Consider the following 12867-nt stretch of genomic DNA (forward strand, 5'->3'; position numbering starts at 1 on the left):
GGTCGGTTTCACAGTCGAGTCAGGAGTTGTCCTGTCGGCAAGACGCGTGCCCTCCGCCGCTACCTGCCTGCCGGTGTGTGATCGCGGGCGGCGGTGTAGCCCGGCCGGACGGGGGCGCCGCGAACGGGGTTTGGCAGGCGTTGTCGACGCTGTCGAAGGCGAGGAAGATGTCGGATCGCGGGAGCGGATTGATGTTGCCGCGACGAGGCCCGCCGCCGGGTCGGCGAGGCGCTGCAGCGCGGGCGCCGAACTGGCGCACCTGCACATCGCGGATTCGTTCAACCATAAGGGTTCTTCGGGCCTGCGTTACATCATGAACCCGCCAGGGACGCCGGCGCGCATTCACCAGCACCTCGACATCGGCCAGGGTGAAGTCGACTGGGACGCCTTCTTCGGAACCCTGCGCGATACCGGGTTCGACGGCGTAGCCACCGTCTGCGTCTTCGCCTGGGAAGAGCGGGCCGTCGAGTCCTCGAAGTTCATGCTCGACCGAGTGACGAAAGAGCGCCGGGTAAGGCCGGCCGGGCCCGTCTCGCGATAGCCGGTCACAGGCGTAGCGGGACGTCTGCTCCTTCGCGGAGGAACACCGGGATGGTGCTGATGGGCGTGTCGGCTCGTAAGCGGGTGCCTCCGGCGTGGCGTTGTCCGGTGGCGACGTCGACCCATGCCGAGCCGAGCGGCAGGTAGACCTCGCGGCTGGTGACGCCGGCGTGGAGCACGGGGGCGACCAGGACGTCCGGGCCGAGGAGGAATTCGTCGTCGGTTTCCCAGGCGGCGTCGTCTTCCGGGAAGTCGACGAACAGCGGCCGCATCGGGGGGATGCCTTGTTCGTGGGCGACCCGCATCTGCCGTAGGAGGTAGGGGCGCAGGCGTTCGCGCATTCTGAGTGACTGCTCGATCAGCTCGAAGGCAGCCTCACCGTAGGACCACGCTTCGTTCGGGCCGCCGGTCATCTCCGGGCCGAACGCCGTCCGCCGGTCGCGGAAGCCGTGCAGCCGCAACAGCGGGCAGAACACGCCGTACTGGAACCAGCGAACCATCAGTTCCCGGTACTGCGGGGATTCGGGGTCGCCGCCGTGGAACCCGCCGATGTCGGTGGTCCACCAGGGGATCCCGGAGACGGCCACGTTCAGCCCCGCTTTGACCTGCGCCCGCAGCGATTCCCAGGTCGGCGAGATGTCGCCCGACCACAGGGCGGCGCCGTAGCGCTGGCTGCCGGCCCAGGCCGACCGGGCCAGCAGGACGATCTCGTCGTCGCCCGCGGCCAGCATGCCCTCGTGGAAGGCCTGGGCGTGTTTCATCGGGTACATGTTGAAGACCTCGGCGCCCGCGCCGAGGTGGAAGCGGAGGTTCTGCGGGTGTCCGGGCTGGATCTCCGGCTCGCAGCCGTCGAGCCACCAGACGCGGGCGCCCTTGTCGTAGTAGTTCTGTTTTACCTTGTCCCAGATGAACTTCCGGGCTTCGGGGTCGGTGGCGTCGTAGAACGCGACCGGCATTTCGACGTCGAATCCCTTGTCGCGCCAAGGGGCGTGGTGGGGAACGCCGTGTTCGGTGCCGACGAGCAGGCCGTCTTCGAGCATCTTCGGGTAGTTCTCCGACAACGGGCTGACCGTGGGCCAGACCGAGATCATGAGCTTGACGCCGAGTTCGGCGAGTTCGGCGGTCATCGCTTCGGGGTCGGGCCATTCGGCCGGGTCGAACCGCCAGTCGCCGAGGTGGGTCCAGTGGAAGAAGTCGGCGACGATCACCGACAGGGGGAGTCCGCGGCGCTGGTACTCGCGCGCGACGTCGAGGAGCTCTTCCTGACTCCGGTAGCGAAGTTTGGACTGCCAGAAGCCCGTGGCCCATTCGGGCAGCATCGGGGCGTGCCCGGTGGCGTCGGCGTAGTGCGACAGGATCGCGGCGGGGTTCTCGCCGGTGGTGATCCAGTAGTCGATCTGCCTCGCGCTGTCAGCCACCCAGCGGGTGCCGTTGTCGGCCAGCTCGACCCGGCCGACCGCGGGGATGTTCCAGAGGAAGCCGTAGCCGCGGTCGGACAGCAGGAACGGGATCGACACTTCGGCGTTGCGCTGGACGAGGTCGAGCACGAGGCCCTTCTGGTCGAGCCGTCCGTGCGTGTGCTGACCGAGGCCGTAGAGCCGCTCGCCTTCGTAGGCGCTGAATCGCTGCTCCAGCCGGCCGTAGCCGTTACCGGCCGAGACGAACTGGCGCGCGCCCGGCCACCAGAAATGGGCCCGCTGCTCGGAAAGGAGCTCGGCGCCGGTGTCGGTGCGCACGAAACGGACGAGCGGATCGACGCCGGTGTCGGTCTCCAGCAACTCCACCATCGCGGTGAGGGACCCGTTGGTGACGCTCGCGCTGTCGGCGTTGACGACGGCTCCGGCCGGGCTGGGCTTCTGCGGGATCAGCGCCCCGGGCACGTCGTCGAGGATGGTGTGCTGCCCGGCCCGGACACGGAGGCTGTCCGGACCCCAGGGCTCGATGCGCAGTACTTCCTGGCGAACGGTCACCTCTACGGTGCGGCCGTCCTCGCTGAGGGTGATCATCTGTTGTGCTCCAGGATGTCAGTGGGGGATCAGTCTTTGACGGCACCGCTGGTGAGGCCCGCGACGACGTAGCGCTGGGCGATGACCAGGAGGATCGCCGCGGGAACGGACGCGAGAGTGGCGGTGGCCATGATCCCGTTCCAGTCCGCGGACTGGTTGCCGAGGAACCGGTAGATGCCGACGGTCACCGGCGCGAAGCCCTGCCCGGTGGTCAGGGTGATCGCGAAGAGGAAGTCGGCCCACGCGAACAGGAACGAGAACAAACCGGCGGTGACCATCGCGTTCCGGCTGACCGGCACGATGATCGACACGAACGTCCGCCAGTGGCCGGCACCGTCCACTCGCGCCGCTTCGGAGAGATCCCGGGGGATCGAGATCATGAACGCCCGCAGCAGCAGGATCGCGAACGGGATCGTGGCCGTGGAGTCCGCGAGGACGAGCCCGAAGTAGCTGTCGACGAGCCCGAGGTTGGAGAACACCGTGTAGAGCGCGTTGGCCATCACGATGCCGGGAATCATCTGCACGATCAGCAGCACGAACAGGATCAGCGGCCCGCCTCGGACCCTGAGCTGCGCCAGGGCGTACGACGCGGGCATCGCGATCGCGAGCGACACCACGACCGTGCCGAGCGACACGATCAGGCTCGACCCCAGGTGGCCGAGCTGGGTGGTGAGCGCGGTGCGGTAGCCGTCGAGGGTGCCGTGCAGCGGGAACAGGTCCGGTGCGGGTTTGAGCAGTGCGCCGCTGGGCTGTAGTGAGGCGTTGACCATCCAGTACAGCGGGAACAGCAGCACCACCACGATCACCACGCCGATCGCGGTGCGGGCCCGGCTGCTTCCGGTGCGCGTGCTCATGAGGCCGTCTCCGCCAGTGAGGCCCGCGCCGAGCGCAGGTAGACCAGGCCGAAGACCGTCGCGAGGACGATCAGGATGTTGCCGACCGCGGCGCCCTGGCCGAAGGCGAAGTCGTGGAACGAAAGCCCGTACGACATCGTGGTGAGCGTCTGTGTGGCGTTGGCCGGCCCGCCGCCGGTGACGACCATGATCACGTCGAACACCTTGATCGTGTAGACCAGCCCGAGCATGAGCACGATGCCGGTCACCGGCCGCAGCAGCGGCCAGGTCACGTGCCGGAAGCGCTGCCAGGCGTTCGCACCGTCGAGAGCCGCGGCCTCGTAGAGGTTTTCGGGGATGGCCCGCAGGCCGCCGTGCAGGATCACCAGGTTGAACGGCACCCCGATCCAGATGTTGGTGAGGATGACCGCGGGCAGCGCCCAGCCGGTGCTGGTGAGCCACGGCGCCGGCCCGCTGGCCAGGTGTACCGCGCGCAGTGCGGCGTTGATGATCCCGTGGTCCTGGTCGAGCATCCACCGCCACACCGCGCCGCTGACCACCAAGGGCAGCAGCCACGGCAGCAGGAGCAGTGAGCGCAGCGTCGCGCTGCCGAGGAAACGGCCGTTGAAGAACATCGCCAGCCCGAGCCCGATCGCGAACTGGAACACGATGGACCCGACGGTGAACAGCACGGTGTTCAGGACCGCGGTGCCGAACACCGGGTTGCGGAACACGGCCGCGTAGTTGTCCAGCCCGACGAACGGCGCCTGCCCGGTGTAGAACGAGCGGACGGTGTAGTTCTGGGTGCTCATCACGAGGTTGCTGATGAGCGGGTACCCGAAGAACACCAGCACGTAGAGCAGCGCGGGGAGCAGGAAGGCCAGGCCCGTCAGCCGCGACGGGGCGCTCCGTCGCGGCCGGGCGGGGGCGGGGGGCCGGCCGGCCGGCCTGGTCGCGGTCAACGTCATGATCCGCCGGCCTGCTGGGCGGTCTGCAGGGCCTGCGCCGGGGACTTCTGGCCGGTGATCGCGGATTGGATCGCGGTCGCCAGCGCTTCGGAGACCTTCGGGTACTTCTCCCCGAGGTCGGCCGTGCGGGACTTCGCGGTGCCGACCTCGTCGATGAAGGGCTGCATCTCCGGGTCCTGCTTCCCGAACTCGGCGGCGACGGCCGCCTTGGACGGGACGTAGGCGTGTGCCTTGCTCCACTCGAGCATGGTCGGGTCGGACAGGATGCAGGACAGGACCTTTCCGGCGGCCTTCTGCGTGCCGTCGCCGGTGGCCGGGATGGCGCCGACCTCGCCGCCGAGCGCGACCGTGGGCTTACCGCCGGCCTGTGGGGCGGGGATCGGGACGACGCCGTAGTGCAGCGACTTCTCGGCGTCGAGCCGGGCCAGGTTCCACGAACCGTTGATCATCATGGCCGCGTTGCCGGCGACGAACTGGTCCGCGACGTCGTTCTGGCTCCAGTTCAGCACGGACTTCGACGCCGCTCCACCCGACACGAGGTCGCTGACATACTGCAGTGCCTGGACGGCCGGTGGAGAGTCCACATGGGACAGATCGCCGCCGTTGCTCCAGAAGAACGGCAGGAACTGCCAGGTGCCCTCCTCGGACGGGATCGCCGAGAACGCGAGGCCGTACTTGCCGTTCGCGCTCAGCTTCGCGGCCGCGGCCTTGAGATCGTCCCAGGTCTTCGGCGGCTCGATCCCAGCCGCGGACAGCAGGTCCTTGTTGTAGATCAGGGCGAGTCCGTTGACGCCGGGCGCCAGGCCGTACACCTTGTCCTGGTAGGTGCCGGCCTTGATGATGCCGGGGTAGTAGCCGTCCGTGGAGATGCCGTAGTCGGTCAACGGCGTCAGCGCGCCGGTGCCGGCGATCTGCTGCAGGGTCGGGTTGTCGGTGAAGAGCAGATCGGGCAGCGTCTTGGAACCGGCGCCCTGCAGGATCTTCGGCAGCATCTGCGCGGTGGGGATGCTCTGGCGCGCGATTTTGACGCCGGTCTGCTGCGCGCAGGTGTCGAGGATCTTCTGCCACGCCGCCGTTCCCTGCGCGTCCGCGTAGTAGTCGAGTTCCGTGATCGAGGTCGCGGCGGAGGCCGGACCGGTCCCGCCGGAGCCGGGCGCGGGACTGGGGGAGCACGCCGCCGCGAGCAGGACCGTGGTGGTCACGCCGATCCCGGTCATCACCCGCCCGCGGGCGCGGGGGAGCCGCTTGTTCTTGGACATGGCCTTTCCTCCTGTGTTCGGGCGAAGCTCAGTTCGGGGGCGCGGCGCTGCTGGACCGCTGGGTCAGCTGCGGGGACAGCAGCCGGACCTCCCCGGCGACCTGGCCGCCCAGGTGCCGGATGGTCATCTCGACCGCCAGCTCCCCGACTTCGGCCGCGGGAATGGCGACCGTGGTCAGGGAGACGGCGTGGTTTTCGGCCATGCTCTCGGGACAGATCGCGACCACCGAGAGGTCTTCGGGCACCCGGCGGCCGCGATGGCGCAGATCGGAGAGCAACGCCGGGAGCACGGCCTCGTTGTGCACGACGAGGCCGGTGATGCCGGGGTCTCCGGCGAACAGCTCGTCGAGGCAGGAGCTGACCGCTTCGTAGGAATGCGCGCAGGAGTGCGACGTGGCGCTCACTCGCCGCGCCTGTGCCGCTTCGGTGAAGCCGCGCAGGAACCGGCCGGCGTAGCTGGTGCGGCGCTGATAGACCGCGGGGGAAGGCCCGACCAGCGCGATCGACCGGTGGCCGAGGTCGGCGAGGTGGTTCACGCATCGCGCGCCGGCGGCGGCGAAGTCGAGGTCGACGCACGTGAGGCCGGCCGGCTCGTCCGGTGCGCCGATGAGGACGACTGGGCGGTCCAGCGCGAGCAGCATCGGCACCCGGGGATCGTCGGCTTCGACGTCCATCACGATGAGCGCGTCGGCGATGGCGGACGACGCGACCCGTTGCAGCGCGGCCGGCCCCTCGTCCTTGGTCAGCAGGAGCAGGTCGTAGTCGTGGGCGCGGGCGGCGGTGACCACCGAGGCCACGAACTGCATGACGACCGCGACGTTCAGGTCGGTGCGCAGCGGCACGACCAGCGCCAGGACATTGGTCTTGCTGCTGGCGAGCGCCCGGGCGCCGGCATGGGGGTGGTAGCCGAGCTTGCGGATGCTCTGTTCGACCAGGCGCCGGGTCTCCGGGGAGATCGACCGTTTGCCGCTGATCACGTACGAGACGGTGCTGGGGGCCACGCCGGCGGCGTTCGCGACGTCGGTGATGGTCACCACGGCGGGCCTCCTCGCTCGCGTCGAAGCGCATCGATGATGGAGAAGCTAAGTGACATGTCGGCGAAACACAAGACCGAAAACCTGCTTGCGCGTATTCGATTCGAATTCGCCGTCGAACGCCGATTGTCGAATTCATCGAATGGCCTGATAGGGGCTATTGTCGGCAGAGGTTCGCAGGTCAGATGCTTGAACCCGACTGATGTCCGTTATCGATCAAGGTCGGTGATCTGCTGGTTGACCAGCTCGTAATCCGGCTGCAATAGTCCTTGCCGCGGTATCGGCGACGGCGTCGAAGCGCTTCGACAACGCGACATCCTTGGAGGCGGTTCACATGCGCAGATCTGCTGCCTGGCGAACGCGGTGCGCACGCGGGGTGATCGCCGCGCTGGCCGCGCTGCTGGCCCTGCCCGTGGCGGCGGGCACCGCGCCGGCCGCCCCGCTGCCGTTTCGCGACCCGAGCCTGCCGCTGAGCGAACGGATCTCGGACCTGCTCTCCCGGCTCACCCTGCCCGAAGAGATTTCGCTGACCCACCAGTACGAACCGGCCATCCCGCGGCTCGGCATCGCGATGTTCAAAACCGGCACCGAAGCGCTGCACGGCGTCGCCTGGTCGACCGACTACAACAACCAGGGCGCCGTCGATTACGCCAACGGCACAGTGTTTCCGCAGGCCATCGGCCTGGGCAGTACCTGGGACCCGGCGCTGATCAGGCAGGTCGGCACCGCCGTCGGACAGGAAGCCCGCGGGTTCAACGCCGAAAACCCTGCCGTCTGGGGCCTGAACCTCTGGGCGCCGGTGGTCAACCTGCTGCGTGACCCGCGCTGGGGCCGCAACGAGGAGGGCTACTCGGAGGACCCGTACCTGACCGGGCAGATCTCCACCGCCTACGGCAAAGGCATCCAGGGCGACGACCCGCACTACCTGCAGGCCGCCCCCACCCTCAAGCACTACCTCGCCTACAACAACGAGACCGACCGCACGATCAGCAACTCCTCGGTCCCGCCGAAGATCCTGCACGACTACGACCAGCAGGCGTTCGAACCGGCGCTGCGGGCCGGCGCCGCGAACGCCGTCATGCCTTCGTACAACCTGGTCAACGGCCGGCCCGACACCGTCAGTTCGGACCTCAACACCGTCGTGCGCAAGTGGGCCCCGCAGGACATCGCCGTCGTGACCGACGCCGGCGCGCCCTCGAACCTGACCGGTTCCGAGGCCTACTACCAGACCGCCGCCCAGGCCGCCGCCGCCCAGCTCAACGCCGGGGTCGACAGCTTCACCGACAACAACACGGACGGCTCGATCACCAACGCGGCCGTGCAGGCCGCGCTCGATCAGGGGCTGTTGACGAAAGCCACCCTCGACAGGGCCGTCGGGCACTTGCTCTCGCTCCGCTTCCGTCTCGGCGAGTTCGACCCGCCGGGCCGCAATCCCTACGGGCACATCACCCCCGCGGTGATCAACTCGCCCGCCCATCAGGCACTCGCGCGCCGAGCCGCCGACGAGCAGGCCGTGCTGCTGCGCAACGACAACAACGCGCTGCCGCTCGACGCGTCGACGGACAAGAAGGTCGCCGTCGTCGGCCCGCTGTCCAACACTCTCTACACCGACTGGTACAGCGGCTCGCTGCCCTACGGAGTCACCCCCCTGCAAGGCATCCAGCAGCGACTCGGCTCCAACGGAACCGTGGCGTCGGCCGAGGGCGTCGACCAGATCGCGCTGAAGAACCTCGCGACCGGCAAGTACCTGACGGCGTCGACCGCCGCGGCCGGTGCCCCTCTCATGCAGGGTGGCACGACCGCGGGCAGGAACGAGACCCTCGACGACTACGACTGGGGCAACGGGATCTCCACCCTCAAGACCGAGTCCAACGGCAAGTTCCTCTCCCTCGACGGCCGGAACCTGAGCAACAACGCCGTGCAGCCCAACGGCTGGTACGTCGACCAGCAGCTCAAGCTCGACCAGCAGCCCGACGGCAGCTACGTGCTGGAGTTCGCGGGCAACGAAGTCAGCGAGTCGTGGTTCGGCCCCGACAAGTTCGCCGTGGTCGACGCGGCGGGCAACCTGTCCATCGCCTCCCCGGACGCCGCCCACGCGACGCACTTCGCCCGCGAGGTCAGGACCAGCGGCGTCGACAGCGCGGTGGCCGCGGCCACCGGCGCCGACACCGCGGTCGTCGTGGTCGGCAGCATGCCGTTCATCAACGGCCGCGAAGCCGACGACCGCACGAACACCGACCTCGCCGCCGCCCAAAAGGAACTCGTCGAGGCCGTGCAGAAGGTCAACAAGCACACCATCGTCGTGGTGGAGAACAGCTACCCGACCTCCGGCTGGGACAAGGAGTCCGCGCCCGGCATCCTCTGGACCACCCACGCCGGGCAGGAAACCGGGCATGCCGTCGCCGATGTGCTCTTCGGCGACTACAACCCCAGCGGACGGCTGACCCAGACCTGGTACGCCGACGCTTCGAAACTGCCGAGCATCAACGACTACGACATCGCCAAGACCGGCATGACCTATCAGTACTACCAGGGCAAACCGCTCTACCCGTTCGGCTATGGCCTGAGCTACACCTCGTTCGGTTACCACGACATCCGGGTCGACCGGCGGGCCGTGACCGCGGACGGCAAGGTGACCGTGAGCGTGGCCGTCACCAATACCGGCGCACGGGCGGGCTCGGACGTCGTGCAGCTCTACTCGAGCTTGCGCACGTCCCGAGCGCAGCAGCCCCTCAAGGAACTCCGCGCGTTCCAGAAGGTCACCCTCGCCCCGCACCAGACGAAAACCGTCACGCTGCAGGTCAACGCCGCGGATCTGGCGAACTACGAGCCCAGCCTGGCCAGGGACGTGGTGGAGACCGGGCTGTACGACTTCTCCGTCGGCAGCTCCGCGACCGACCTCAAGCCAGCCGGCCCGGTGTTCGTGGCCGGCCGGGAGGTCGGACCGCGCGACCTGAGCAAGCTGACACTGGCCGAGAACTTCGACGACTACCAGGGCGTCACGCTGACCGACCAGAGCAAGACCTCCGGCACCTCGGCAGCGGTGTCGGCCGGGAGCTGGCTGAAGTTCTCGAACGCCGACTTGTCCCAGTGTGGCAGCAAGATCACGGTTTCGGCGTCCAAAGCGGACACCGGCACCACCGGCATCACCGTGCGGCTGGACAACCCCACGAGTGGCCGGATACTCGGCACCGTCCCGGTTTCCGGCACCGGCACCAGGTACGCCTACGCCGATTTTTCCGCCGCAGCGGGCAAGGTAACCGGAACACACGACGTCTACCTGGTGACCGATGGCACGGCGAACATTCACTCGTTCCAGTTGACGCAGTAGCGGTACACGGAAAGGAATGGGAAATGAAAAACTCGATACGCGTGGTCGTCGCCGCGGCGGCGGTGCTGGTCACGGCGGCGTTGACGGCGCAGGCAGCGTTCGCCGCGACCTGGTCGTCGTCGGATAAATACGGGTCGTGGTCCAACGGCGGCTACACCGTCTACAACGACGAATGGGGCAGCGGGGCCGGCGCCCAGACGATCTACGCCAACTCCTACAGCAACTTCTGGGTCGATTCGAACCAGCCCGCCACCAGCGGGGTGAAGTCCTATCCCAATTCCGAGAAGGCCGGCATCAACAAGGCCGCGGGTTCGTTGAACAGTGTCAAAAGCAGCTTCAACGTCAGCCGCCCCGGTACCGGTGACTACGAAACGGCCTACGACATCTGGGATTCGGCCAACGCCTACGAGATCATGCTGTGGGTGAACAAGACCGGCAACGTCGGCCCGATCGGCAGCAAGCAGACCACCGCGAGCGTCGGCGGGCACACCTGGGACGTCTACAAGGGCAGCAACGGATCGAACGCCGTATTCTCGTTCCTCATCACTGCGGCGACGAACTCGGCCACGGTGGACATCCTGGCCATCTGGAAATGGCTCGGGAGCAACGGCTACTTCTCCAGCAGCACGAAACTGGGCAGGGTCCAGTTCGGCTTCGAAATCTCCGGAACCGGCAGCGCCACCCAGCGGTTCACCGTGAACAGCTACTCTGTGACGACGTCCTGACTGCGCCAAGGCACCTCGCGAGGACCGTGTTCTGCCGCCGCGCCCGCCTCAACGCTCATTCCTGAGCAGGACGGCCGGACCACGCCGTCGGCGGGAACGGACGGCGCCCCGACCACGCCCGTTCCCTCCGATCACCACGCCCGGCGAGGCGCCCGACGAGCGTTCGCCTGATCATCGGGCGCCCGTTGCCCGGCACGGTTGGCGAGTCTCGCCGTGTCGTTCACGTGTTCCCGGTCCCGGCGGGGGAGGCCACGCCAGAACGACTGACCGCGTACTGCGGCGAAACATTCGGGCCAGGCGAGCTTGAGTCGCTGGAGCGTTCGGTCGGGGTGATCCGGTCGTGCCGGCGGTGGGCACCCATGGTGGGGGTTGCTTTCAGGCGGGGCCGAGCGCGGGCGGTGGCAGGGGGCGGTGCGGGTCGAGTTCGATGCCTCCGGCGCGGAGCGTGTCGTCCAGGATTCGCCAGATCCAGCGGGCGAGCAGACCTGCCAGCTCGACTTTCGTGACGCCGTGCGGGTTTTCGAGCCATTGTGCGGCACTCGAGTCGACCAGGCCCACCACGCCGAACGCGATTGTTTCGGCGATGTGTGTGTCCATGCCGAATATCGGCAGGTAGTACTCGAACAACTGGGTCAGCTGGCGCGCGATGACGGTCTTGACATCGGCGACGAGCGGGTGCTGCGGCGCTCGGCCGACCAGCTGGTCAGATCGGCGTTCCACAGCCTGCCCGTGCGCTGGCGGACAGTGCTGTGGAGCATGGTCGCCGAGGGTCGCACTCCGGCCGAGCTGGCCCCGGTGCTGGGCGTGTCGCCGAACGGGGTCGCCGCGCTGGCGTGCCGTGCGCGCAAGGGCCTGCGGCAGGCGTATCTCCAGGCCGAGGCGGAGGCCGGAACAGACCGGGAGGAGCCGGTCGTGGCCGGCGGTCCGGTGGGGAGTCCGGACCACCGCTGCCCGGCCGGTGTCACCGTGCGACAGGACCGCGAATGAGTTCGGCCACGCCCATCTTCGACATGCTGGTCGCCGAGCTCGGGCGGCGTCGGCCGGACTCCGCCACGCAAACCCCGGTGACCGAACCGAATCCGGGGAAGTCACGCCCCGACGCGGGCCGTCACCAGGTCGGCCAGGACGGTGACCCGGCCGGCCCCGAGGCGGTCGGCGGGGAGCAGAGTGATCGTCCGGCGGCGGGTGAGTTCGCCGAGGCGGCTCAGCGCGGGCCGAGCCTGTTCGAGCCGGTATCGGCGGGTGATCCTCCCGGAACGGGCGGGGCCGGACCTGCACCAGGCACTCAGCCTGGATGACGGGCCGATCTGCCGCCACCACTCGTCAAACCGTGCGGCGTCGCCGGTCAGGTTCGGAGGCCGGCTGCGGCCGACCGGCACCGTGTTTCGTCGTCGGGAGAGAGAACGGCGCGCACGACACCCCCTGCGGTAGAGCACGGCACTGCGTCCACCGTCCACAGTACGAACAGCGCGAGCCGATGCTGGCCGTGCTGCGCGACGTGACAGTCGCCCGCGCGGGGGTGAGTCCCCTGTACCGGTCGCTCGTCGACACACCACGCGCCCTGCACCTGGCGCGCACGGCACTCGCCGGGCTCCCGCCCGGCAAGCCGGAGGTCCGCGCGTTCAGCCCCAGCCCGCTCGCCGCGTTCCTCGCCTATGACCCGGACGAGGGACGGCGCCTGGCCGAGGAGGTCCTCGGCGGGGTCCTGGACCAGCCGGCCGGGGAACGCGACATCCTGCTGGAAACCCTGCAGGCCTATCTCTCCCACGGCGGGTCCTCCGAGCACGCAGCACAGGTCCTGCACTGCCACGCGAACACCGTCCGGTACCGGCTGCGCCGGATCCGTGAGCTCACCGGCCGGTCGCTGACCGACCCGCGCACCGTCGCCGAACTGGTGACCGCGATACAGGCACTGCACCTGAATCCCGGACACCGGACCCACGGATCGTCCTCCGCGGCTCAGCCGACTGAAAGCGACAACTGAGGCAGGAGAACACGGCTCGCTGTCATGGTCCGCCGACCGGCTCGGATCGAACGCCGTGGTCATGCACCTCGTCATCGACCAACTCCGCCCCGGCGTTTGCCCGGGGGCTCCGCCGGCAAACGATCACGACCCGGATGGGACACACTCGCCACGCGAGCCCGCAACCAGCCGACACCGGCTGAGCCCAC

12 protein-coding genes are annotated in these 12867 nt (G+C 68.5%); 5 read left to right on the top strand and 7 right to left on the bottom strand.

The features are described from left to right. Positions 1–130: 130 nt before the first annotated feature. Complete coding sequence (locus OG371_RS37405) at positions 131–541, top strand: sugar phosphate isomerase/epimerase (protein ID WP_329060691.1); 411 nt, start codon at positions 131–133, stop codon at positions 539–541. Between the two features lie 4 nt (positions 542–545). Here the strand turns inward: OG371_RS37405 and OG371_RS37410 are convergent, their stop codons facing one another. The 5 genes from OG371_RS37410 to OG371_RS37430 form a co-directional block, all read right to left on the bottom strand. Further along, positions 546–2546 (bottom strand): glycoside hydrolase family 31 protein, encoded by a 2001-nt coding sequence (locus OG371_RS37410; protein WP_329060693.1) that lies wholly within the window; start codon positions 2544–2546, stop codon positions 546–548. A gap of 29 nt (positions 2547–2575) precedes the next feature. Next, positions 2576–3400, bottom strand: a complete 825-nt coding sequence (locus OG371_RS37415; RefSeq protein WP_329060695.1) for a carbohydrate ABC transporter permease — start codon at positions 3398–3400, stop codon at positions 2576–2578. Further along, complete coding sequence (locus OG371_RS37420) at positions 3397–4347, bottom strand: carbohydrate ABC transporter permease (RefSeq protein ID WP_329060697.1); 951 nt, start codon at positions 4345–4347, stop codon at positions 3397–3399. Before OG371_RS37420 ends, OG371_RS37415 begins: the two co-directional genes overlap by 4 nt. Further along, entirely contained in the window at positions 4344–5564 is a 1221-nt protein-coding gene (locus tag OG371_RS37425; protein WP_329073378.1) for a sugar ABC transporter substrate-binding protein, read from the bottom strand. The genes OG371_RS37420 and OG371_RS37425 overlap by 4 nt, the downstream gene beginning before the upstream one ends. A 70-nt stretch (positions 5565–5634) precedes the next feature. Further along, positions 5635–6642 carry a LacI family DNA-binding transcriptional regulator gene (locus OG371_RS37430; protein WP_329060699.1) on the bottom strand — a complete coding sequence of 336 codons (1008 nt, stop codon included), beginning with the start codon at positions 6640–6642 and terminating at the stop codon, positions 5635–5637. Between the two features lie 331 nt (positions 6643–6973). Between OG371_RS37430 and OG371_RS37435 the strand changes: the two genes are divergently transcribed. Then, on the top strand, positions 6974–9970 hold the full coding sequence (locus OG371_RS37435) for a glycoside hydrolase family 3 C-terminal domain-containing protein (RefSeq protein WP_329060701.1): 2997 nt from the start codon (positions 6974–6976) through the stop codon (positions 9968–9970). 23 nt (positions 9971–9993) lie between these two features. Then, positions 9994–10695 (top strand): GH12 family glycosyl hydrolase domain-containing protein, encoded by a 702-nt coding sequence (locus OG371_RS37440; RefSeq protein ID WP_329060703.1) that lies wholly within the window; start codon positions 9994–9996, stop codon positions 10693–10695. 375 nt (positions 10696–11070) lie between these two features. Here OG371_RS37440 and OG371_RS37445 read toward each other — a convergent pair whose 3' ends face one another. Then, the gene (locus tag OG371_RS37445) at positions 11071–11415 is read right to left on the bottom strand and encodes a hypothetical protein (RefSeq protein ID WP_329060705.1); all 345 of its coding nucleotides are present in this window, start codon (positions 11413–11415) and stop codon (positions 11071–11073) included. 9 nt (positions 11416–11424) lie between these two features. On the opposite strand from OG371_RS37445, the gene OG371_RS37450 reads away from it, so the two are divergent. After that, complete coding sequence (locus OG371_RS37450) at positions 11425–11682, top strand: hypothetical protein (RefSeq protein WP_329060707.1); 258 nt, start codon at positions 11425–11427, stop codon at positions 11680–11682. 101 nt (positions 11683–11783) lie between these two features. Here the strand turns inward: OG371_RS37450 and OG371_RS47550 are convergent, their stop codons facing one another. After that, a complete protein-coding gene (locus OG371_RS47550; RefSeq protein ID WP_442876028.1) occupies positions 11784–12278 on the bottom strand; it encodes a DUF488 family protein, N3 subclade in 495 nt (164 codons plus the stop codon). Here OG371_RS47550 and OG371_RS37455 point away from each other — a divergent pair. Then, complete coding sequence (locus OG371_RS37455; protein ID WP_329060709.1) at positions 12173–12679, top strand: PucR family transcriptional regulator; 507 nt, start codon at positions 12173–12175, stop codon at positions 12677–12679. The two genes, OG371_RS47550 and OG371_RS37455, sit on opposite strands and share 106 nt — an antisense overlap. Positions 12680–12867 lie beyond the last annotated feature (188 nt).

Origin of the sequence: Amycolatopsis sp. NBC_01480 (assembly GCF_036227205.1) — a bacterium.
Lineage (GTDB): Bacteria > Actinomycetota > Actinomycetes > Mycobacteriales > Pseudonocardiaceae > Amycolatopsis.